Origin of the sequence: Brevibacillus sp. FSL L8-0520 (assembly GCF_037963895.1) — a bacterium.
Taxonomy (GTDB): domain Bacteria; phylum Bacillota; class Bacilli; order Brevibacillales; family Brevibacillaceae; genus Brevibacillus; species Brevibacillus borstelensis.
The window spans coordinates 1,809,008-1,832,487 of sequence record NZ_CP150171.1 but is presented as its reverse complement, the minus strand read 5'-3'; the positions used below and the strand labels follow the sequence as shown (position 1 = coordinate 1,832,487).

The window sequence follows — 23,480 nt, the reverse complement described above, 5'->3', positions numbered from 1 at the left end:
TTATCAAGTTACCCAAGTTTTTCTATTTCCAAACATCGGAATTAACCGATCATACACTCTAAAATCAACCTCGTACCAGATGGAGAGGTGCCCAGACATACCCGGTCGCAAAACTGGAGCATGGCGTGAAAGCCAACCCCCAGCGAATGCTTGCTCGAGTAGCCTTGTCGCAGTGTCGCTCTCGGCAGCTCCTCCAGGAGAATTCCGTTCCCGTGATCATGTACAATGACACGTACTGTATTTTCCGCAGATGCGAGGTGGATGGTCACGGTCCCGCCGGTGCCATGCTTCAACGTATTCGTCGCCGCTTCATTGACAGCCACGACATACTGGAACTTCCGCTTTTCCTCTACCTGGAGCGCATCCATGATCCGCCTGCACTCCGTTCTGAGGAATGCCAGGTCTTCCGCCGACTGGATCAACACCGTTGCCAGCTTCAGTCCGTCTTCGGCCAGTACCGTCAACTCCGCATCTGTCAATAAAACAAGCTTGTCCTGGGTGACTGCCCCCAAGACCTGCTTGTACATGTCCCATTCTTTTTGCTGGCGCCGACGCTCTTCGGCAATGGCCTCTGTCACATCGATCAACGCCAGTCCACAGGTCTGATCCGGCAGAGGGGAGGCATACATTTCGTACATCTTGCTGCCATCGGACGAGACCAGCTGCTCCCTTACAGAAGTGCCGCTCTTTATGGCCTCTAGAGCTACTCGCCTCATGTCCCCTTCCATCAATTCTTCTGTCCGCTGGGCTCCAATCGGTCTTATGTCTCCATTCTCCATTACGTACAAGTAAATGCTCTGCACCTGACGCAAGATAGAGAGCTTTTGCAGCTCTTCCTTGATGAGGCGGTGCCGTTCATCCTCTGGCTCTTTCAACTCGGCCAGCATGTCTGTCGGTTGCTTTTCCGCACTATGATGCCATTGCAGGAATTCCTCCATGAGCAATCGCCCCAAAACCTCTTCCCGGCGAAGCACTTTTTCGATATCCAGCACATAGTAGGGAACATCGTGAATTCCTTGGAAAGCGTTCCCAATAATCCGGAAGTCGGACGCCAATTCTACTTCGACCCGATCTGACAGCTTTTGTTCATGACAGAACAGACCGATTGCGGTCCGGCAGATAGCGCGGAGTTCAGCCGATGCGACTTCGCCGGAATCCAGCTTCACCCTGACTGTGCGGGCAGGTATCACTTTTTGTCCTGCTCCTGCCCGCAATGCAGCTAGACAGTTCTGACACGCAGGATTCTGCGGGCACTCCTCACACAACATCATCGTTTCCTTTCCTCCTGTTCCGTACCTGATTGAAACCGCAGGATTAACAGGGATATATCATCGGACTGCAGACCCTCTTTCGTCCTCGCCCAGACATAGTTCTCCACCAACGCAATACTGTCGGTTTCACCCGACCGCTTTTCCTCGCTTAGCAAGCTCGAAAATCCTTTCAACCACGTTTGCAAGCATTGCTGGGAGTCTTTTCTGCTCATCTCCAGCAAACCGTCTGTATAGGCTAGCAGCATGCCGTCTTGGTCCAGGGGTACTTCGTCTGAAACGTAGACGCTATTCGGGAGCAACCCCAGACCCAGGCCGCCGCTGCATGGAAGGAGCCTTGCCCCGGAGCCGTCCAATATGAACGGCTGCGGGTGCCCGGCACGACTGATCGATAATGTGTGGTCTACCGAATCGTAGACTGCGATCAGCATCGTAATAAACGAGCGTGTTTTGCTCAAATCTTCGTAGAGCAATTTGTTCAGTTGATGCAAAATCAGTTCAGGTTTCCAATAGGTTTGCGTCACGGCCCGGACAGCGCTGCGGATTCCTGTCGTCATCAGGCTGGCTGGCAGGCCGTGGCCCGAAACGTCGGCCACCACAAAGCAAGTAAAGCGCTCATCGAGCATCAGGTAGTCCACATAATCTCCGCCCACATAGGTATAAGGGAGGAACACAGCCTTGGCTTGAAGACCGGGCAGGACAAGCCGTTCTCGGGGAATCAGCAAAAACTGGATTTTTTGCGCCAGTTCCATCTCCTGCTCCATCAAGCGCAGCTCCAGCAGCTGATTTTCCTGCAAGCATCTGAGGATCAGTCCGCGCACGTTTACGACCAGCAATTGAAAAAAGGATTGCTCCAGTTCAAGTTCTTCCACGCTCTCTGTAGTGCTTTTCGCCAGCATGACTACATACCTGGGTGCCAGCGGCGTATCCCTCTGTTCATCTACCACAATTTGTTCCGATATGTCTCTCTGGATATAGGGATGGTTGGGATCTCCCCTGACCACTTCATAATAAACTACACCTTCCTGCGATTCCAGAGAAATGCGCAAGTAAACGAGGTTGTCCATTTTGGAAAACCAGGCATCCACCAGCTCTTCGATCACCTGCTGCAGATTTTCATAGCTGACCTCGCGCAAGCTTTGTTCATTGCTAGCCAGCAAAATTTTTTCATAGGTTTGCTTGATGGCAAGGATTTGCGAGAGTTGATCATTCTTTCGTTGAATCTGATCCATATGTTCGGTAAATTTTTTCTCCAGACTGCTTGCTGTGTCCATCATCTGACGGACCAAGGATTGATTCCAACCTTTTGTCAGGAATAATCTGAAAACAGTGATAAGGGCACCAATTCCAATCCCGATTATATGGATGCGGGAATCGGGCCAGGTAAACATCGCGACTACCTCTACAAACAGCAATACCTGCATGGAATTCGAGTCAAGAAAGCTGAACCTCAACTGTTCATGCAAATAGCCATATTCGTTCATCAGTCGCCCTTTTGAAGGGTTGCGTGGAAAACGAATGTGAGCCCACAGCAAGATGCCAAGCGACAGTGAACCCATGATCATAAAAAGCGCCGTGGGCATGATCGGTTGAAACATGACAGCCACCGTAAACAGCAAAGTCGCAACCAACAATTTCGATTCTTTTTCTTGTTTACCGTGTACCAGCCCGTTTGCCAGAAAAACGGTTGTCCACGGAGCCAGCAGCAGAATGCCGCTCAGGATGTGCAGCAGGACAATCATCATACCCGCATCCTCTTGGTACAGCCATGAGCAAAGGGCCATCGCGCCGTAAACCGCTACAAATGCCATTGCATCCAGAATACTCTTCCACCGGTCATAGTAGATATGCGGCGCCAATGGGTACGCATGTATAGACATGAGAAAAAACAGGTAATACAGCATATCAAAGGGGAGGCTTAGTTGCTGGATGAGAATGTCGGGATGGTTTACCATCAGATGTGACAATCCCCAGGCGATCAAGCCGGCACCTTGTAAAAACGAAAGGTCGTACCAACGCTTTATCGATACCAATTGACGGGAGAGAAGCATGATGTATACGCCTGCCCCTATGCCGCTCGCGTAAAGCAACGCTTTCCATACCATTACGGATCACCTTTTTGCATTTGCATGTCTCTGCTACCCCTCTGCATTCTGTTCCCCGGTAAGGGCAGGTCCAAACGTCGGTTTTTTCATTATACAGCATCCGGCTCCGTTTCGAGCAGGGGGTTTCGAGAAAGCAGACACTGGCCTTTCGTCTTGTGCATATACTGGAGCTGAGAGGTGATCGCGATGTCTCGCTGGAAATACCACCCCACTTACTTGCGGATCAAATTCGGCTGCAGGCAAATTCTCCTTCCGTTGATTGTGTTTCAATTTATTCGCACGATATTCGTTCCTACATCCTTTGATGTCATCCTGCTGGGACTGCTGGCTATCCTGTACGTCGCCATTCTTCTTGAATGGCTCTGATAGCTGGTGCATGTACGCAAAAAAACGCCCCACCTGGTGAGACGTCTTTTGTGTCTAAAAAGCTTGCTGCACCCAGCGTTGCAGGCGTATCAAACGGTCCATATCCTTCTCCAGTCGTTTGACCGCGTACAATTCGCTCCACTCATTTTTCTCGCTGTAATAGGTACTGATATCTCGCATGATTCTTTCCGGATAAGTCAGAAAAGCGGCAAGCAAATTCGTTTCTTCCGGCCGCAGCGGAAAGATCTCTGAATAGTGCCGGTAAAGCTGACTGGCACCCGCCTCATCTCCGGCCAGGTAAAAATACGTCCGGTAGAACATGGCCAAGTCTCGGGTCGGGGTATCGAACACAGCCCGGTCAAAGTTCAGCATCCGTACTTTTCCGTTACGATCAGGCAAAAAGTGGGCTGGCTGTGGCGAACCGTGGATGAACGACAAGCGAAAATGAGCATGAGTCCGATGCCTTTCACGCCAGTCCCGCAGCAAGCCGATCGCACTTTGAGCCATCTCCTTGACGTAAGCGTGGTTGGCCAAAAAAACGACATCGAACGGGGAAGGATAGAGACGATGTCCTGCCGCCTCAGCCGCTCTTTCCGTCATATGCAGCATCGAGTCCCACCTGCGGAGCAAGGAATCGATCAATGGCTCCACTTGTCTCGGATCATCGAAACGAAAGTTCTGGGTCAGGTGATGAAGCTCTGCCAGGCGCTCTACAGCTGGCTTCGCCCAGGCTAACGGCTCTTCCTCCCACTTCTCTGCCCCCGGTTGCCAGGCGGTTAGATAATACGTATCTTCACCATGCAGAACATACGGTTCGTCGTATTTTGTATGAAAAAATGGGACAGCCCCATCCCACCCCTTTTGCTCCAGGTGACGGAGAACTCCGCTGACCAAATGCAAGCGCTGGGGAGCGGCTTGTGTCCTTTTGCAAATAAACGATCCATACGGAGTGATCGCTTTGTACACATTCGGGGCCTTCACCACGTCAACGGTCTGTGCGAACATGTCATATTCCTGAAACAGCGGAAAGATATCGTCAAAGCGACTCATGCTTTTGACTCACTCCTCGTTTCCTCGGCCCGTTCGGCTATATATTTCAAGAGCTGATCAACCATCTGCTGGCGGTTGACAGCCTGCTCGATTCGCGCCAAACGCGCCTCTCCCGGCTCGCGATACACCTCAATGCTAGACTGCACCATATGCGATATTTCCTCTGGATAGGCCATGAAAGCCAACAGGAGCGTGTAGTCGGTTTGACCAAGCGGCCGAATTTCCTCGTAACCACTTAAAAACGCTTCGATCAGTGACAAATCCTCGTGGCGGACAAACAGATCTCTCAGGTACCCGGCTGTATCCCGCTGAGCGACCGATAAAACCGGCTGGAAAAAACCGCGCAAAAACAGCTTGTCGTTTACCAGCCCCCAATTGTCCGGGCGCAAAGTGCCGTGGGAGACAAAGAGCTCTTTCTGATCGATCCTGGTACTCAAAAGCATGTCGGTGCAGCGCTCCATTCTCTCCAAAAGGGGCGGAAATAGCCAGCTATAAAAACGATGATCCCTGCCTGATTGTCTGCCGCGATAACGGAGAGATTCCCAAAAATCTTTTACCCTTCTCGTTGTCGCAGCCATTCTCGCCTGTTCTCGTTCCCAAAAATCGGCGGGGTGAAAGATACTGCCGTCCCGCTGGGATTCATGCATCATCGCAACGATCTTGCCGCATTGACGCATGGTATCCGTTCCCAGTGGTATCGATTCGATGCGGCGAAGATGATCTGTGAGCGTAATTCCGCGTTGGCCTACCACCAAATACGGCTTTGAATCCTTCGTCCGAATAAATCTCTCCAAATCGCGGAAACCTTGGCGAACCATTCGTTCACGCCATGCAAACGACCAACGCATGATGTCTACCCGTGGCCATATGCGCAGCTCTTTCGGACCGCGGTTTGTCTCCAACAGATGGCAATCGTTCAGCGGGGTGATGTGGATTACCCTTGCCCGATACCGTTGACACACTTCGGACAGATTGATTTTCTCCACGGCCCCCCGCTCCTCACTGTGGAATATAGAGTATTTGCCCGGCCACGATCTGGTCTGAACGCAGGTTGTTTACCTCCAGAATCCGAGACTGAGGAATGGCATAACGCTGACAGATCGTTTCCAGCGTCTCGTCGCGTTGAATGATGCACAACTTTAGCCGGCTTTGCTTTTCCTCTTTGCTGCGGACAAAGGAAGTGAGATTGTGCATCGTCTCGATCGAAGCCGAATCTGCTTCAAAGGAACCTTTTCGCGACGCCTGTGAAGAAGACTCTTCTTCCATTTTGGCCTCTTGCTGCACCCGGGTCGCTTGCGAAAAGATCGACGTGAGATTTACCTTGCCGCCTTCTTCACGCGCCGGTTTGCCCGATATCGCTACACGCACTTCCTTCTCTTCCACTGCCTCCTGAGGCTGCTGGGCAATGACCTCTACCGCCTCCTCGTCTGCTGTCTCCTGTGCTGCTGCTTCTACAGCGGCTTCATCCGCATCCGCTGTGGCCGGCTCAGCTTGCGCTTCCTCCCTGCTTTCATCGGAGACTCCCGTCGCGACGGTTTCTTCTTGCACAGCCTCCGGTTGGGTGCGAGGAGTCTCGGTCGACTGTGAGTCTGCCACCTCCCGCAACTCCAAAGGCGGTGCGGGCAGCGTCTCTTCGGATTGCTTTTCCGGTCGGGAATGAACCGGTTCAGCCGCCTGTGACTCTGCCACTTTGCCCACTTCCAAGGACGGCTCGGGAGCTATATCCCCGAATTTTCTTTCCGGTTGGAAGCGAACCGGTTGGGCCGCCTGCGACTCTGCCACCTTCCGCAGCTCCAAGGACGGCTCGGAAGCCGTTTCCTCGGATTGCCTCTCGACATGCGATACGAACTTCTTCTCGGGGGCCATCCCTTCGTAGAGCGCCGGATTCGCTTCAGGCTCATTCCATGACACCTGTTCGATAGAGGGGCTGCTATCGCGATCGGAGCCTTTTCCTTGTTCTTTGACCGTGAGCGCCTCGGTTACATCCCCAAATCCTAGACTTTCATTTTCTGTCCGGTTTGAAGTCCCCTTGTGCTGAGAAGCTTCAAACATCGCTGCAAACCCGCTCGGGCTTTGCTGTGCGGCTGGGGTCTGTTGCATCGCGTGGGTCTGTTGCACCCCGTGGGTCTGTTGCACCCCGTGGGTCTGTTGCACCCCGTGGGTCTGTTGCACCCCGTGGGTCTGTTGCACTGCGTGGGTCTGTTGCACTGCGTGAGTCTGCTGTGCTTCCTCCAGCGGGATTTGCCGATGCAATTCACTTTCCAGCTCCGCCAGCTTCCGCTCGATGTCCTCTAGCGAGATAGGCTGTGCAAGTTCTTCTGACTGATCTTGCGAAGCATGGGCAAATTGCCACTCTCCGCTAGAGGGAACTTCTCCATAGGAGACTGGTTCAGGATTGCCCGCAGGTTGTCCTGTCTGATAATTGGTCTCGGCAAACTTGATGCCCGCGATTTTCAGATCAGCCTCAATCATCACCTGATGGGGAGAATCAAGCTGGTAATCAAAGCTGTCGACAACTGCGTAAATATCCTCTATTTCAGCGATTCGATTCAAAGGAATCGTGATGTTTAGCGGAATCCTGTGGTGCAGTTGTTCCTCCTGGCCGTACAGCTGCCCGTCTGACCCGCCCGGCCGAAAAGGTGAAAAGGTCACCGCCTCAACCAAGGATTCCGTACCGCCTCCAGCTGTCTCAGAGGTGTCCTTGATCGGCTTGTATTTCCCGAATAATTGCAGGCAACCGGTGATGGAGATCGCTGACTCTGTTTCCAGCACCTCGACATCAGGAAACAACTCCAATTCTCTCCACTCGTCTATTCCGGCTTTATCCGATGAGAGGAAAATGGTTTCCTTGATGGCAAACGAAAGCAGTCCATCCTGTAGCGCCATCCGTGCTCCTCCTTTCAAGTGCAGGACATTTCTTTACACTATATGGGGCAGACGAGCCTTTTAGCACCGGAAAATTGGGTTTGGAAGAAGTCGCCTTGATTTTCAACCGAGAGTAGTAGGCAGTTACGTTGGAATAACCCCCCGTTTAAAGCTGCTGTAGCGGAGAGAAGCCTGTTTCCATTCTCCGCTCCGGTCTACGCTCCGCATGGAAGCGAACACTGTCCGCTCCGCAATGCTCCCGAGGGAATCGCAAAACGGCGCGCAGCTTTGAAGTGTAGTCATAGGTTGCGATTCTGTTTCCTCGGGATCATTGCGGAGCTGGGTGGGACTTCGCTAGTCGCTCCGACTGGAAACAGGCTTCTCTGGCGATCTGATCTGCTTCTGCGAGCTTTACAAAGCATGTGGGAGGGTTCAGGTTGTCTGTAGTTTTTCGCAGCCTTTATCAGTAGCTGTAGAGATGAAAAAGGAGAAAACGGCGAAGGTCTTTGGGACACTACCCAGGCGGAATGGAAAAAGCAAAACACGTTTTCAGCGTCCAACTCTGAGACGCTGCCCTGAGCAGACTGCTTTTGGACGCGGTTTTGCTTTTGGAATGGAGCCGGACAGTACAGCCCCCAGCAGTGTCCCACCGAACCTGTAGCCGTTTTCTCCTTTTTCATCTCCTCCACCAAAGCCTGTCCAACCGCTAAAATAGAAAAGCTGCGGCGGAAGAAAATCTCGATTCTTCGTCATAAGGAGCAAGGGCAGCACTTATCAGAACCAATCCGAGGGAATCGTACAACGTAAAAAAACCAGGGTATCAGCTCCCTGGTTTTTGCGTCCAATATTCCAATAATTCCTGTACAGTCTGTTTTGCCTGGTCAATACAGTCCGGCACCCCGACACCTCCGTAGGAACCGCCGGTCAGCCATACACCGGGCAGATGCTCCTTCATCTTGGCGGTGGCCCCTTTGAGCCATTGCTTGTGACCAACCAAGTACGGCAAGCCCCTGTTCCAACGGGTAACCTTGTAAAATTCGGGATGGTCATCGATCTGCATGACTTTCTGGAGATCGCGGACGACCACGTCGACGATTTCTTCATCAGAACGGTCTACAATCTCTTCGGCGCCCGGCTTGCCCACGTAGCAGCGTACAAGCGCCTTGCCTTTCGGCGTCGTATGCGGCCACTTTCGCTGAGTCCACGTGCACGCCGTGATCGTAAACTTTTCCTTGCGAGGGACGACAAAGCCTGTCCCTTCTTTATCGATCCTTACGCCTTGCTCGGGATAGGCGAGAGCGACTGTCGCCATAATCGTAGGCTTGGCGCCGCTGATCGGCGGTATATCGACATGCTCCTTGACAACTTCCCTGGCCAAATGATGAGGGATCGCTAAAATAACAGCGTCGGTATCAAAAACCTCACCATGAGCCAGTTCGACGCTATATCCGTCCTGGCGCTTTTCCAAGCGCTTGACAGCCGTGCTTTTCCGGACCGAGTCAGCAGGCAGCAGTTCTTCCAGTCGATCAGCGAGTGATTGCAAGCCGCTGGTCAAGCTCACGAACATTCCCTTTGACTTTGGCTGTCCCTCGGACTGTTTGCTCTGCTTAGGGCGAGAATTCCTCATCGCCATAATGAGGCTGCGGTGCTTCTGTTCCATCTGGGCGTATTGCGGAAAGGTGGAGAGAAGACTCAATTTGTCGATATCGCCACCGTAAACGCCGGAGATCAAAGGCTCGATTACATTCTCGATGACTTCATCTCCAAGCCGGCGACGGAAAAAATTCCCAACGGACTCGTCTTCGCCAGTTTGCGCCCCCGGCAATATCAAATCTGCCGCCGCTCTGAGCTTGCCCAACGGAGAGATAAGCGGTGTCATGGCAAAAGGCATCAGCTTGGTCGGTACACCCATCACGGCTCCCTCCGGAATCGTGTACAAACCGTTTTTATGCAGAATATACGCCTGACCCGCGTTGTTGTTTACCAGCCGATCACCCAGGCCGACATCTTTGATGAGCTCGGTTGCGCTCGTTTTTCGTTCCAAAAAGGAGTCTGCTCCCAGCTCAATGGTAAATCCCTCGTGCTTCCAGGTCTGAACCTTCCCGCCGGTCCTGTCGCTTGCTTCCAGCAATGTGAACCGGACTGGCAATCCTTGTTCCCGCGTCCATTTCTGCAGGTAGTAGGCAGCCGTAAGTCCAGTCATACCGCCGCCTACGATCGTGACATGCAGCTGTTTTTCGCTCATTTGCTATTTCCCCATTGCCGGCAGCTTTTTCCCGATTACATCAGCCAGACAGGAGATAAAAGCAGGTCTGGCATTCGGCATCGGGGGCCGGTAGTAATTGGCTCCGAGTTCATCGGTTACCGCTTTGCATTCGATGTCATTGTCGTAGAGCACTTCCAGATGCTCTGCGACGAAGCCGACCGGGCAGTACACGAAGGTTTGATATCCATGAGCGTTGTGCAGGTCGCGGGTCAAATCCTGCACGTCCGGTCCGAGCCATGGCTCGGGTGTATTGCCTGCACTCTGCCAGCCGATAGCGTAGTGCGAAATGCCCGCTTCTTTTGCGATCAATGCAGCCGTTTCCTCCAGCTGATGGGGATACGGATCACCCGATTGGAGGATTTTTTCCGGGAGACTGTGGGCAGAGAAAATCACCACGGCTTTGTCTCGTTGCGCTTCCGGCATCGATGCGAACGTATCCTTGATCGCATCGCTCCAATAGGAAATAAACCCGGGCTCCGTATACCAGCTCTCCACTGAATGGATTTCAGGGCCGCCGATGCTCGCTGCGTGTTCCTTTGCCCTGCCATTGTATTCTTTTACACTGTAGCTGGAATAGTGGGGAGCCAGCACCAAGCTGATCGCCTTTTCGATGCCATCGCGATGCATTGCCTCGACTGCATCCTCCACGAAAGGAGCGATGTGCTTTAGACCAAGATAGCCGACAAATTCCTTATCCGGAAAACGGCGGTTCATCTCCTGTTCAAGCTGGCGTACCTGCTCGTCCGTAATTTCGGCAAAGCGATTGACGCCACCCACCGCTTCATAGCGGGCTGTCAGATCGTCCAGCAATTCCTGCGAAGGCTTGCGGCCCCGGCGAATATGCGTGTAATAGGGTTCAATCTCTTCCTTCTTGCGCGGTGTTCCGTACGCCATCAGGAGTAATCCGATCTTTTGCTTGGACATAAGTAGCACCTCCGTATTACGCGTTCCGGCGATAACTGTGAATGAAGCTGGTCAGCTTTTGCAAGGTTTCTACTTTGGCGTCTGGGAACACTCCATGACCCAGGTTAAAGATATAGCCGGGCTGCTGCGTGCCCTCGTCAAGTATTTCCTTTGCTTTCGCCTCCAATTTTTCCCAAGGAGCCAAAAGCAGTGTAGGATCCAGATTTCCTTGCAAGGTTTTGGTGACGCCCAGCTCACGCGCTTTTGTGATCGAAGTCCGCCAGTCGAGGCCGACCACATCGACCGGCAGCTTGTTCCACTCCTCAAGCAGGTGACCACAGCCTACGCCGAAATAGATTGTCGGCACGCCCGTCTCCCGCAGCGACAGCAAGATGCGGTTCATGACCGGAGCGATAAATGTCCGGTAGTCTTCATCGTTCAGGGCGCCTACCCAGGAGTCAAATACTTGGACAGCTTGCGCGCCTGCGGCAATTTGCGCTTTCAGATATGTAATGGTCAACGTGCCCAGCTTCTCCATCAGCTTTTCCCAAGCTGCCGGCTGCGTGTACATGAACGATTTGGTTTTGTGATAATGCTTGGAAGGACCTCCCTCGATCATGTAGCTGGCAAGGGTAAACGGAGCTCCTGCAAAACCGATCAGCGGTACAGGGAGCTGCTGGCGCAAAATTTTGATCGCTTCCATGATGTATGGCACGTGCGTATCCGGGTCGAGCTCGCCCAGGCGATGGACATCTTCGAGCGATCCAATCGGGTTGGCAATGACAGGTCCGATCCCCGATTCAATGTTTACATCGACCCCGATCGGCTTGAGTGGAGTCATAATGTCAGCAAAAAGAATCGCAGCATCCACCCCGAGCTGCTCAACCGGCAGACGGGTTACTTCCGCGCAAACTTCGGGTATATAGTTCATTTCAAAAAATGTGTGCTTGGCACGGATAGCCCGGTATTCGGGTTGATAACGCCCCGCCTGGCGCATGTACCACACCGGCACATGATCTGTCGGTTCCTGGCGACAAGCTTTTAAAAACGTATCGTTAAACGGTTTTGCAGTCATGAATAAACCTCGCTTTACACGGTAATATTCCTTATCCTTATGATACCACTCGGCAATCGACAAAAAATGCATTGATTGTGTCAAAATCGTTATCGTTTCAACCACTGTTCTCCTGGTACCATTGTTTCCCAAAAGCTCAGTGACGAATACGAATATCCCCTGTTGAGCTGCTGACAGTCAGCGCCGGACCTTCCGTGCCTACCGATCCCGCTACTCTCTGCTCCCCTTTTTCCGAGTAAGACATTTCCGGCCAATCGGCTTTTATATCTCCCGTATCCGTAGCCAGTTCCATCTTTACTGCTTCGGGCAGTTTTAACAAGGATACCGTGATGTCTCCTGTATCCGTTCGGACATTTACGTCGTGCTTCATGTCTTTCAGTTGCAGCGAATCGATATCACCTGTACTGCTGAAGGCATCCACTTTTGCACTGACGGAGGATATGTCCATGTCGCCTGTATCTGTTCTCAGGGTGAGTGTTTCTCCTTCAAACCCCGCCAACTCGATATCGCCCGTGCTCGTTTTCAGCGTTCCTTCCTTTGCTTTGATCGCATTGATACGGAAGTCTCCCGTGCCGCTGTTCACGGCTATTTTTTCGTAGACCGCTTCCGGAATCATCACCTGGAGCTCCAGGTCTACCCGTTGATGAAAGAAAAAGCCGAACTGCATTTCAGTTGGTTCCTTTATCCTTACCTGCAGAATTCCGTCAGGGGTGACTTCCGTCGTAAACTTGATTTTGTCCAATCGCTTTCTATCAACCTCCCCGACCATTCTTGCAGTCGCACTGGACAAATTGCTCGTAGTCAACACGACGTCAGCGATGTCCGTTTCCACTTCGACACCCTTGATAGGCTGGTCGATTGTACGCAGTTCACTGACTGTCTCCGTGTCTCCCTTAAAGTCGGGGTTCAGTTTGAACTGCCAGACAAATCCGATCGCTCCAACGAGAAACAACAGACAGAAAAAGACGAACAAGACATTTATCATTCTTCTCATGCTATTTCCCCCTAATCATGCGGACATTAAAGTTCAGATAACGCAAAAATTGCCGATACAGCCATCGGCTCAAGCGGGCCAACCCGATCGCAAGCATTCCGCCCAAACCAAATGATGCCATCCCCGAGAAGAGAACCAGATATTGCTCATCTGCGTTTCCCGGAATTCCGTACTTCAAAAACAAGCCAATCGGTGTAAGCAGCAATGCCAGAGCGACGGCAAACAAACCGATAAGGACAGCAATCAGTCCGACAAATGGGCCCAATACGAAAACAAGGTTAAAAAAGCCCAAACTGACGGTCGCCAAAACAGCTCTCGTCATATTACTGATGGATGCGTTCGATTGTGCCTGATGAATGCGGTATCCGGCTAATATCTCGCGGGCAAGAACCTTTGGACTGCCCAGACTGTCGGCAATCTCCTGTTCGCTTTTCCCCCTGTCCACTCCGATCAAGAAATGTTCGGTATAGTCTGCCAATATGTCCAGGCGATCCTTGTCGGGCAATTCGCGGAGAAGCCCGTCAAGCTCATCCATAAATTCGCGTCTCGTCATAAACCGATTCCCTCCTCGATAATCTGGTTGACCCCGCGCGTAAATATTTTCCATTCCAGCACGAGGTCGTTCATATATCTGCGCCCTTTATCGGTGAGCTGATAGTACTTGCGCGGCGGGCCTTCCTGCGATTCGGCCAAGTAAGTAATAAAAAAGCCTTCCGTGGTCAACCTGCGAAGCAGGGGATAAACGGTTCCTTCTGCGATGTGAAATTTCTCTGAGATGCTGGCCACCAGTTCGTACCCATATCTGTCTTTTTGGGCAACAAGCACCAGTACGCAAAGTTCCAGTACGCCTTTTTTAAATTGAACGTTCACTTAGCATCACCATGTTAGATCTTACCAGAGCACTATTATACAATGCAAGGTACTTTATAAAAATAGATAAATGCACACGGGTAAAAATTGTGATCGAGTAGGAGGGGGCGACTAACCCCCGTCCTCTCACACCACCGTACGTACCGTTCGGTATACGGCGGTTCACCAAGCTTGACGAATTTGAGAATATCGTTGCACTAAGCTTTTCAGCCCTTGTTGTTGCCAGTAGGCAATGCCGAGGGCTTTGTGTATATGCGGAGATTTTGTGGTACGCCATGCACCCTTGCGGGTATTTGCAATTTCAATGGCTTTTACGTGAGATATGCCAAGAGAACGAAGTTCTCGATATCTGGTTCTCACGCGTTTCCACTGCATCCACAAACAAAGACGGAGCCTGCGCCTTGTCCATTCCTCAATGGATTGTAGAATGCCCTTCGCGTCTGCAAGGGCGAAATATCCAATCCAGCCCATGAGGTACTGATTTATTCTTTCAATCCGCTTCTCCATCGAGATGCTCCACACCGGATTCGTGATCGTGCGGATTTTCTCTTTTAGCTTGAGGAGGGATTTGGGGTGGATGCGAATCCTTGTCTGTTTTGCAAAGGTAAAACTAAAGCCCAAGAATTTTCGTTTCCATGGTCGGTCTATCGCGCTTTTCTCCTCATTTACTTTTAGCCTTAGTACCTTCTCCAAGTGGTTTTGAATACTCTTCTTTACTCGTTCCCCTGCCCGTTTTGTTTTCACGTAGATATTACAATCGTCTGCGTAGCGGCAGAAACGGTGGCCTCTCTTTTCGAGTTCCTTGTCCAAATCATCAAGTAGGATATTTGCCAAAAGTGGGCTTAACGGCCCACCTTGCGGTGTTCCTTCACTTGATGTTGTACAGACGCCATTTATCATGATCCCCGCATTCAAGTAGGAACGAATCAGTCTTAAAATTCTCTTGTCCTGAACTTTTCGAGCCACACGGCTCATTAGAATATCATGATTTACGCGATCAAAGAATTTCTCTAGATCGATGTCCACCACGAAACGATATCCTTCGGAGATATACGCTTGCGCTTTCCTTACTGCCATGTGAGCGCTACGTTTTGGACGGAACCCATAGCTAGATTCCGAGAAGGTGGGGTCGAAGATCGGCGTTAACACTTGGAGGATGGCCTGCTGAATAAAGCGGTCTACCACGGTGGGAATGCCTAATAACCTTACACCACCGTCAGGTTTCGGGATTTCGACTCTGCGAACAGGTGAAGGTCTATAGGTTCCCCTTTCCATCTTCTCGCGGATGGCTTGCCAGTGTTCACGTAGATAATCGCGTAGTTGTTCGGTTGAAACACCATCGACTCCACCGACACCTTTGTTTTCCTCCACTCGTTGGAGTGCCATCCGTAAGTTTTCCCGTGATAAGACTTTTTCCAGCAAATCCATAATGATGTTCCTTCCTTCGCACATGCGGACTCCGTGCTTGCTGTACGATACTCAGCCCTCTTTTGTACCCTCGGGGCTTCACCCCTGCTCTTCAAAAGTAGTTCCTTGACAGAATTCTGCTTCGACGTACCGTATCAAAAGACATGGATCGCATGCTGACTTGATGTTCGGCCCTTCCCCATTCAAGCGTCCTCTACTCGGGTACTATGGCCTCTGCTGACTTCTGCATGTTCAGCGTCTCCTTACGGAGACGGTTACCAACAGTTGAAGGCGTTTCATGCAGACCTCCCCAGGTAAGAACGATAACTTTCATCCCATGTACCTGCCCAAGTTTACTACTGTATCCCTTGGCTGTATGGGGCTTTGTCTTGTTTGGCAGACTCGCCCGGATACAACAGCCTCAAATTGGGTTCGTGTACCTCAGGTCGGGATTTTGCCGCCGGCTTCCTTCAGATTCGACCTCGCGGTCGACACCCTTGCCTTGAGCTAACGGTTGGTACAGCCAACCCCCGTTCGGGACTTTCACCCTATAGCTATCGCCCATGCTGGGCGCACCAAAAAGGGCCCTCTTCCCTCAAAGGGAACAGGGCCCGAATGATCCGCTTTCCTTATATGCCGGAATGCAATGATCAAATCCTATTCGTTTACTTCGACGATGCGACCTTCTACTTTCGGATTAACCGTCTTGCGTTTGATCAGCTCTTCTTCCACAATGCTGTAGAAAGTCAGACCTGTATTGAACGCAGGTTTGTTAAAGCTCTCATATCCGTCTCCGCCTGTTGCCAGGAAGTCATTGGTTGCGACCTTGTACGTCTTCTTCAGGTCGAGCGGCTGACCGCCTACCTTTACCTCGACAACGCGCTGACCCGCAGGCTTGCTTGGATTGTAGGTAAAAGACATGCCGCTGATTTGCGGGAAGCGTCCCTCTCCCGTCTCCACCTTGCTTACACCGCTTTCCAGCGCTTGACGCAGCTCTTCGCCGGTCACCTCGATCACGACCAGGGTATTCGGGAATGGCAGCAGGGTGTACAGATTTTTCTTCGTGATGTCGCCCGCCTTTAGCTGTGTACGGATACCGCCTGCGTTGGTCAGCGCAACGTCTGCTTCATGCCCCGGGATGGATTTCGTGCGCTCCAGCATGATGTCGGCGATCAGGTTTCCTACGTTTGTCTCCTTTTTGCGAACCAGCGCTCTGTCGCCATCAAGGTCTACCTCAGACTTGGCGATGACCACGTCCATGACTTCGTCGATTTTCTTGACGATCTCTTGAACCATTTTCTCTACCTCAGGATCAGCTTGAACGGTTTCGTCATACGCTTTCAAACCGCCGCTGAACGCAACCAGCTCCTTGCCGAGGTAGTACAGGTCTGCGCGTCCGAGAGACTTGCCGTACTCCCAGTCCTGTACGATGTACGTGCCGTTCACCAGCTCCGGCTTTTCCAGCGGCGTATGGGAATGTCCGCCGACGATCAGATCGATGCCCGGTACGTTTTTCGCGATCTCACGGTCAACATCCACGCCGACGTGGGAAACGACGATTACATGGTCAACCTCTTTTTTCAGCTGTGGCACGACGGTCTTCGCCACTTCTACAGGGTTTTTGAAGGTAAGGCCTTTCACGTTGTTCGGGTGGGTGAGGATCGGTGTATCCTCCGCTACAAAACCGACGAAGGCAAACTTTTTGCCGCCGATTTCCGCCTTGAAGGTAGGTACGAGCAGTTCTTTTCCATCCGCTTTGAACACGTTTGCGGAAATAACCGGGTGCTTCAGCATGTCGCGCAGCTTCAGCAGCTGTTCATAGCCAAAGTCAAACTCGTGGTTCCCTGCCGCCATTACGTTGTAGCCCAAGTAATTGAGGATCGGTACGACAGACTCCCCTTGGAATTGGTTGACGTAGACGGTGCCCTGGAAGGTATCACCCGCATCAAGCAGGAGGAAGTTGTCGTTCTCCTCACGCCAGTCCTTCAGCAGCGTGGCGATCTTGGCGTAACCGAATTCCTTCAAGTTTTTATCTTCTGTAATATGTCCGTGCGTATCATTGGTATGCGCGATCGTAATGTGTGTAGTAGCCGCATCCCCGAGCGCCTGGAAGAAATCGCCGCGGGTCACTTGCGCCTTGTTTTCCATTTCAATGGTGTAGCCCAGCTTTTTGGCGACCTCTGTCAATTTTGCCGAAGAAAGAACTTGTGTCGGGTTTTTGAAGTCATCCTGCATAATTGCTCCCTTGGTTTTTGCCCAAGCGAGGTAAGGCGCAGACCAATGCGCCCCTTTGTCAGGAGCAGAAATTTTGCTTCCGCCCAGTTTGGCAAAAACGACAACTGCTTCCGCCAAAGTCACATTGCGCTCAAGGGCAAGATCACCGTTTGCTCCCGGAGATACGATGGATTTCTTTACCATCCAGTCTACGTGCTGAACCGGATGCAGCGGTGCTGCCAGGACCGATCCGGCCATCAGGGACGAACAGATGGCAGCTGCCAGAGCGGCCAGGGTAATGCGACGTGCTTTTTTCATTCGCGCTTCTCCTCCCGTTATGTAAAAAATAAAAAATAGGACATCTCTGATTATAGCAAATATTTCTGGATAGATGTTCAGCTTCCTGCTAGATATTGGACAGGAATTGCTTGATCGCATCAGCCATTTTCTCGGGGGTTTCCAGCATTCCCATGTGACCAGCCTCCGCAAGCAGTACCCGAGTGACATTCGCCCCATCTGCTGTAAAGGTTTTGTCTGCCGGAATGATCTGGTCTTGTTCCCCTGCGATAAGCAGGACGGGACAAGCAAGCTTTCTGAGGACATGCTGCCGGTCTGCTCTTTCCCGCATCGCTTCCAATGTCCGGATCGCGCCGTCTGGCGGTGTTTGCAGGCCGACCTGTTTGACCCGCTCCCATTCTTCCGGATAACGGGATAAAGCGCCAGGGGCGAACAGCTTGGGAACCAGCGCCTTGATAAAGGGCTCTATCCCGTTTTGACGGATGCTCTCCATTCCTTTGGTCCGGTTTTCCTTTGCCTGCTCATCATCGGGAAACGCGGTAGAATGGATCAGCCAGCCTGTCGGGGTAGCGCTCGGCAAAAGCCAAGGCGACATAACCGCCCAAGGAATGTCCGAGGAGCGTCATCTTTTCAATCCCGGTCTCATCCATGAAAAAGGCAAGATCCTCTGCCATTTTCTCCACGGTGTACGTTTCATCCGGAACCGAACTGCCTCCGTGGCCGCGCAAGTCGGGAGCAAGCACCCTGCTTGATTTCTCCAGTCTCGGGATGAGCTTTTTCCAATATACCGAGCTTCCGCAAAAGCCGTGCACGAGACAGACGGCGTCTCCCGTCCCCCTGTCTTCGTAAGCCAGTTCGACTCCATTTTGCAATACCGCTTTTTTCATCTACTTCTCCTCCTTTTTCTATAGTCTCGCCATTTTTTCCAACATTTTTTCCCAACCAGGTTTACAATACAGGTAGAATTCTGGAGCCTGCCTCCCCGCAAAAGAGGGACGTTGATGCTCCAGGACGTAGAGGCCGTCGTCCGGCATGTGCTGGCGGATCAGCCCCGCAAGGAAATTCTGTTTATCGGTAAATCGATCGGCACGCTCCCCATTGTCAGCGGATTTGGCGAGTCCATGCTTCCCTCCGAGGCCTCCGCTATCCTGCTCACGCCGCTATTGAATCAGGAAGGATTTGCAGAGAGCTTGCTGGCCTGCAAGCAGAACATGTATCTGGTGACCGGCACGGCGGACCATTATTACCACAGCGAGACGATCGAACAGATTCGCGACAAACACGCCAACATCGAGTTGGACATCGTGCCGAACGCCGATCATTCACTGGAGATTCCTTTTGATACGACAGTGTCTTTGGAGACACTGCAGCAAGTTTTCTCCGGCATCAGCCGTTTTACGTCGGACACGCTTCGCTCGGACAATTCCCGCTAAGCGAGCGGGATCAGGATGTCATAGGCGTTTTCTTCCCGCTCTGCAGCATGACGGGGCGGGAGATATCGCTCATCGTAGCGCTCAAGGCGAAGCGCCTTTTCCTCTACCGCAAGCCCCTGGCGCTTTATCCAGTCAAAAGCGCGATGATACGTTGACTGAACTTGGTCCATGGGGCCCTGATGAGTGAACAGGGCGTAGCTTCTTGCCGGAATCGTAAATCCGACCATTCCTTCCGGGATGCGGTCAAATTTTGCTACTTCAACGGAAATGTACTCCGTGAACAATTGATAGGAACCGACTTTGCGTTCATCACTGACACCGTAAAAGCATAGCGGGTATTTCAGATTGCCAATTTCGTTCACCCTCTGCGAAAAAACGTCCCACAGCTTCGGCATTTCCACTCCCAAGCTTTGAAAGGGACCGGTAAAGCTTGCGCCTACCATCCACATTTCCGGCAATTGAACGATCGCTCCCTGCATCGCACACAGCTCCTTTTCTATCAATTTGGCTGGCATTTCCCTTTTTGCTATCTTAGCATGAAAGGCAGCTATTTTTATCTGCATGACATCCTCTTTTTGGAACAAACTATCATTAAACTTCTATCTCGATGCCTGCAGGGCGTCTCCCTTTCCTTTTACCCAGATCTGTCCCCCGCCCCATTCACGGTCCTGGTCAATTCGACCCCTTTTTGCCTGGAAACCTTCTTCGCTATTATCAACTCTTCCAGCCCTACCGATATGAGTAAGGAATATCGTTATTGAGGGCAGTGCTCAATGACATCAGGAGGATACACGATGAAGCAGTTTTCGCGTACGGCACTTTTCTTTCTCATGTTCCCCGCTTTATTTCTGACCGGCTTTTCGTCGGGAGAAAAACCGGTAAAAGCTACTTGGCTGTGGCAAACATACCAGACTGCGTCAGCCCCTGATCAGATCGTTGCGTTTGCAGCGGCAAAAGGGGTAAACCTGCTGTATCTGAAGATCGACACTTCGCTGAGACCTTCCTATTACCACACTTTTATCCAGAAAGCCCGCGCCAACGGAATGGAAGTACACGCACTTGGCGGCAAATCCGGCTGGGGACTGGAGCGAAACCGCCCGGAAATTTTGTCGCTCGTAGACTGGGTAGGCCGCTACAACCAGACGGTGGAGACGGATGCAGCCATAACCGGTATCCATCTCGATATCGAGCCGTATACACTCCCCGAGTGGAAAAGCGATCAAAATGAAGTGATCCGGCAGTGGATGGGCAATGTGAATGCTTACGTGACGAAGGCAAAAGAGCTGGACCCGTCCCTCCAGGTTGGCTGTGACATTCCTTTTTGGCTGGACAAGACGGCCTTGCCCGATCAGCCTGTTGTCTCGATTAGCGAGTGGCTCATCTCCAGGCACGATCATGTTACAGTCATGGCATACCGCGATCGGGCGGAAGGCCCAAACAGCATTTCGGCCCTCGTCACGCAAGAGCTGGAGATGGCGGACCGACTTGGTAAAAAAGTAATCGTCGCTGTAGAGACAAAGGAGAGCAATGAAGGCAATTTTGTCAGCTTTTATGAGGAGGGAACCGCTCGGATGGAAGACGAGCTAAGCAAGCTGAGTGAACTGTTGGCAAGCCATCCTTCTTTTGCTGGAGTCGCAATTCATTCCTATGAGTATTGGAGTGTATTAAAAGAGTAGTTCAAGAGAATAGTTTCAGAGAGCAGCGAAAACTCTTTTAGCCGCGGGCAGTAAAAACTCCGCCGTCGACTTGGCGGAGTTTTCGTGCTTTCATTCGACTGTTCCGGCGAGCTCGCTGGCCATGGAGATAAGCAGCTTCGTTCCCTCGCGAAGCTGCTTTTCACTGATATACGAGTAGCTAAGACGAAGCCACGACTTTGTCTCCTTTAATGGATCGCATATAGAGCCCGGTACAAACGAGATCGACTGCTCGATGCTTTTGGCAAGCAGCGCCTCCATGGAAAGGGATTCCGGCAGCTTGACCCAAAGGTTCAGACCGCCGGCAGGACTGTTCCATCTCCAGGCAGTAGCGGAGAGCTCCTCTTCCATAATTGTTTTTCGCACATTCAGGGCGGTTCGCAGCTTTTCAATATGCTGCTGCATGCGGCTGGAGGAAAAGTAATGGAGGAAGATTTTCTGATTGAGCAGCGGGCTCCCATTATCCGCCAGCGACTTGACCGTAAAGAAATGGCTCACCAGCGAAGGATGGAGGCAAACAGCGGCAATCCTCAATCCGGGCGCCACGTATTTGCTGAAGCTGCGGATATACACGACGTAGCCTTCCACGCTGTAAGAAAAGAGAGGCGGGGGCGGTTCGCTCTCAAAATACATGTCACGGAACGGGTCGTCTTCGATCACAAAACAGCGATACCGCTCGGCAAGCTCTACAAGCTGCTTTCTCTGCTCGGCCGGTACGGTGTAGCCCGTCGGGTTGTGATAGGTCGGGTTCAGGTAAAACAGACGCGGCTTGTACCGCTTCATATAAGCTTCAACCTGATCCAGGTCATAGCCGTTCGGATGAATCTCGACGGGGATAAGCTGGGCGCCAAGCTGCCTGAAAATATCAATAGCCGCACTGTATGTCGGACGCTCAATCAACACAGCGTCCCTCGGCTGGACAAGCATCCGCGCGAGCAAGTCTATGGCTTGCTGGGAGCCGGACGTAATCATGATGTCCTCTGGCGACAGGTGAAACCGGTGCTTGTGCATGAAGTATCGGCAAAGCGCCTCCCGCAGCTCCTCATCTCCTTGCACAGTGGAATAGGAGCTGAGCACCTTTGGATACAAGTCAAAAATCTCTTTTACGTATTCGGAAAAAAACCGGTTCGGCAACAGGTTGGGGTCGATCAGCGCATAGGAAAACTGATAAGTGACCGGCACTTTGTGAATTTCGGATAAATGGCTTTTTTTAACATAGGAGGAGACAATCGGCGAATCCAGATTGTCCAATGGCATCGCACCGCCGGGATGCACATAGTAGCCCGACTTGTCTTTGACATAGACTTTCTTTTCTTCCTTGAGCAACTGATACGCCTTGAATACGGTCAGGCGGTGGACGTTCAGTTCGGCTGCCAGCAGGCGGACGGACGGGAGCTTTTCATGCTCCTTCCACTCCCCGCGCTGGATTCGCGTCCAGATGTATTCATACACTTGTGCAAACAGCGTTTGGGTACTTGCTCTTGAAGAAAAACGGACGTCCATGCTTGCCTGCCTCCTTTGCCCTTATGTTTATCTTATACAAGCATTTCAGAATCTGTTCTGTTGTTTGAAAACTGTTCTATTCACCTCTTTTTATGATGATACCAAGGAGGCGTTACTATGGTCATCATCAATTATGTCGTGATGTGCTTGGTGTTTGGAACAACGTTTTTGGCGATCAAAATCGGGATCGATGCGGGAGCACCTCCCTTTTTCTCGGCTGGCCTGCGTTTTTTGGCCGCAGGTCTCCTGCTTTTCATTTGGATGGTCTGGAAAAAGCAAGCCCGTTTTTCTTTGCTTTTGCACAAGGAAATGTGGATTACCGGCCTTTGTCTGACATTCGGAACGTTTTCCACGCTGTATTGGGCGGAGCAGCATGTCACGTCAGGAGCGGCAGCGATTCTTTCCGCGACCGGTCCGATCATGATATTGCTGCTTCAGGCGACTGTCCTGCGAGAGCGGGTAACGGGCAAAGCGCTGCTTGGCTGCCTGCTTGGCTTTGCCGGTGTCGTACTCCTCGTCTTCCCGCAGGTTTCGATCACGGTCAGTCTGTTCTGGCTGCTCGGGTGTGTCGCTATTTTGATCGGAGAGCTGTTTTATTCCAGTGGCGCCCTGTATTCGAAACGCGTCATCCAGCGTTTTGCAGACGCATCGCCGATCGCCCTGAATGCAGCCCAAATGATTTACGGCGGTACCGCTCTGCTTGTACTTTCGCTTTTTACGGAGAAGATTCACCCCGAGACAATGCTTGCCCCAAGCGCCATCGGTTCGCTCTTGTATTTGATCGTGTTCGGCTCGATGGTCGGACATACGATTTTTTACTGGCTGGTCGCCAAAACCAATCCGGTGTTTCCCTCCACCTGGCTCTACATTTCACCGATCATCGCCATGGCCCTGGGGGCGATCCTGTACCGGGAAGCTGTATCCTGGCCGATGGCCGCAGGGGCCGCTACGACAATTTTGGGGATTGTTTTCATCAACGCTGATACGCTGCGGCAGATGATGAAAAGACCTGAAAAAGCCAAAGAGCTTGTTTGCCCCGTCCAATCCCGAACATAAACAAAAAAGTCCCCAACCGGGGACTTTCCAGGCTGTCGAGAAACCCCACAATATGTTGGAGTTTCTTCTTTCATAACAATAAAATTGAGCACGAAGTGCTGGAAGTCTTAGATA

General features: G+C 51.8%; 19 protein-coding genes and 1 pseudogene. 4 read left to right on the top strand and 16 right to left on the bottom strand.

Annotation, left to right across the window (positions count from 1 at the left end):
* Window positions 1–41 precede the first annotated feature (41 nt).
* Window positions 42–1,271, bottom strand: a complete 1,230-nt coding sequence (locus tag NSQ24_RS09120) for an ATP-binding protein (protein WP_024983982.1) — start codon at window positions 1,269–1,271, stop codon at window positions 42–44.
* Window positions 1,268–3,373 carry a PP2C family protein-serine/threonine phosphatase gene (locus tag NSQ24_RS09115; RefSeq protein ID WP_003387632.1) on the bottom strand — a complete coding sequence of 702 codons (2,106 nt, stop codon included), beginning with the start codon at window positions 3,371–3,373 and terminating at the stop codon, window positions 1,268–1,270. Before NSQ24_RS09115 ends, NSQ24_RS09120 begins: the two co-directional genes overlap by 4 nt.
* A gap of 186 nt (window positions 3,374–3,559) precedes the next feature.
* Between NSQ24_RS09115 and NSQ24_RS09110 the strand changes: the two genes are divergently transcribed.
* Window positions 3,560–3,739: a hypothetical protein gene (locus tag NSQ24_RS09110; RefSeq protein ID WP_003387633.1), complete on the top strand. Its 180-nt coding sequence runs from the start codon at window positions 3,560–3,562 to the stop codon at window positions 3,737–3,739.
* A gap of 54 nt (window positions 3,740–3,793) precedes the next feature.
* Here NSQ24_RS09110 and NSQ24_RS09105 read toward each other — a convergent pair whose 3' ends face one another.
* From NSQ24_RS09105 to NSQ24_RS09050, 12 genes and pseudogenes are all read right to left on the bottom strand, one after another.
* Window positions 3,794–4,789 carry a hypothetical protein gene (locus tag NSQ24_RS09105; protein ID WP_003387634.1) on the bottom strand — a complete coding sequence of 332 codons (996 nt, stop codon included), beginning with the start codon at window positions 4,787–4,789 and terminating at the stop codon, window positions 3,794–3,796.
* Window positions 4,786–5,775, bottom strand: coding sequence for a hypothetical protein (locus tag NSQ24_RS09100; protein ID WP_003387636.1), 990 nt, complete (start codon window positions 5,773–5,775; stop codon window positions 4,786–4,788). Before NSQ24_RS09100 ends, NSQ24_RS09105 begins: the two co-directional genes overlap by 4 nt.
* A gap of 13 nt (window positions 5,776–5,788) precedes the next feature.
* Entirely contained in the window at window positions 5,789–7,675 is a 1,887-nt protein-coding gene (locus NSQ24_RS09095; protein WP_339167661.1) for a LysM peptidoglycan-binding domain-containing protein, read from the bottom strand.
* Window positions 7,676–8,474: 799 nt separating this feature from the next.
* A complete protein-coding gene (gene hemY / locus NSQ24_RS09090) occupies window positions 8,475–9,899 on the bottom strand; it encodes a protoporphyrinogen oxidase (protein ID WP_024983985.1) in 1,425 nt (474 codons plus the stop codon).
* Between the two features lie 3 nt (window positions 9,900–9,902).
* Window positions 9,903–10,844: a ferrochelatase gene (hemH, locus tag NSQ24_RS09085; RefSeq protein ID WP_039069877.1), complete on the bottom strand. Its 942-nt coding sequence runs from the start codon at window positions 10,842–10,844 to the stop codon at window positions 9,903–9,905.
* Window positions 10,845–10,860: 16 nt separating this feature from the next.
* Window positions 10,861–11,898: a uroporphyrinogen decarboxylase gene (hemE, locus tag NSQ24_RS09080; protein WP_003387640.1), complete on the bottom strand. Its 1,038-nt coding sequence runs from the start codon at window positions 11,896–11,898 to the stop codon at window positions 10,861–10,863.
* A gap of 136 nt (window positions 11,899–12,034) precedes the next feature.
* Window positions 12,035–12,892 carry a DUF4097 family beta strand repeat-containing protein gene (locus tag NSQ24_RS09075; RefSeq protein WP_031932359.1) on the bottom strand — a complete coding sequence of 286 codons (858 nt, stop codon included), beginning with the start codon at window positions 12,890–12,892 and terminating at the stop codon, window positions 12,035–12,037.
* A 1-nt stretch (window position 12,893) separates the two neighbouring features.
* Entirely contained in the window at window positions 12,894–13,445 is a 552-nt protein-coding gene (locus tag NSQ24_RS09070; protein WP_003387642.1) for a DUF1700 domain-containing protein, read from the bottom strand.
* Window positions 13,442–13,762 (bottom strand): PadR family transcriptional regulator, encoded by a 321-nt coding sequence (locus tag NSQ24_RS09065; RefSeq protein WP_003387643.1) that lies wholly within the window; start codon window positions 13,760–13,762, stop codon window positions 13,442–13,444. Before NSQ24_RS09065 ends, NSQ24_RS09070 begins: the two co-directional genes overlap by 4 nt.
* A gap of 162 nt (window positions 13,763–13,924) precedes the next feature.
* Window positions 13,925–15,190, bottom strand: a complete 1,266-nt coding sequence (ltrA, locus tag NSQ24_RS09060) for a group II intron reverse transcriptase/maturase (RefSeq protein ID WP_024985202.1) — start codon at window positions 15,188–15,190, stop codon at window positions 13,925–13,927.
* Window positions 15,191–15,826: 636 nt separating this feature from the next.
* Entirely contained in the window at window positions 15,827–17,701 is a 1,875-nt protein-coding gene (locus NSQ24_RS09055) for a 5'-nucleotidase C-terminal domain-containing protein (protein ID WP_003387645.1), read from the bottom strand.
* Window positions 17,702–17,789: 88 nt separating this feature from the next.
* Window positions 17,790–18,567: pseudogene (locus NSQ24_RS09050) on the bottom strand (alpha/beta hydrolase).
* A 114-nt stretch (window positions 18,568–18,681) separates the two neighbouring features.
* Between NSQ24_RS09050 and NSQ24_RS09045 the strand changes: the two are divergent.
* Window positions 18,682–19,113, top strand: a complete 432-nt coding sequence (locus NSQ24_RS09045; RefSeq protein ID WP_122958153.1) for a hypothetical protein — start codon at window positions 18,682–18,684, stop codon at window positions 19,111–19,113.
* On the opposite strand, the gene NSQ24_RS09040 is transcribed toward NSQ24_RS09045, so the two are convergent.
* A complete protein-coding gene (locus tag NSQ24_RS09040) occupies window positions 19,110–19,676 on the bottom strand; it encodes a GyrI-like domain-containing protein (protein ID WP_228006843.1) in 567 nt (188 codons plus the stop codon). The genes NSQ24_RS09045 and NSQ24_RS09040 overlap by 4 nt on opposite strands.
* A gap of 231 nt (window positions 19,677–19,907) precedes the next feature.
* Between NSQ24_RS09040 and NSQ24_RS09035 the strand changes: the two genes are divergently transcribed.
* A complete protein-coding gene (locus NSQ24_RS09035; protein WP_003387650.1) occupies window positions 19,908–20,789 on the top strand; it encodes a hypothetical protein in 882 nt (293 codons plus the stop codon).
* A gap of 90 nt (window positions 20,790–20,879) precedes the next feature.
* Here NSQ24_RS09035 and NSQ24_RS09030 read toward each other — a convergent pair whose 3' ends face one another.
* On the bottom strand, window positions 20,880–22,310 hold the full coding sequence (locus NSQ24_RS09030; RefSeq protein ID WP_243014756.1) for a PLP-dependent aminotransferase family protein: 1,431 nt from the start codon (window positions 22,308–22,310) through the stop codon (window positions 20,880–20,882).
* Between the two features lie 117 nt (window positions 22,311–22,427).
* Here NSQ24_RS09030 and NSQ24_RS09025 point away from each other — a divergent pair, with 117 nt between their 5' ends.
* Window positions 22,428–23,366, top strand: a complete 939-nt coding sequence (locus tag NSQ24_RS09025) for an EamA family transporter (RefSeq protein ID WP_003387652.1) — start codon at window positions 22,428–22,430, stop codon at window positions 23,364–23,366.
* Window positions 23,367–23,480: the final 114 nt, after the last annotated feature.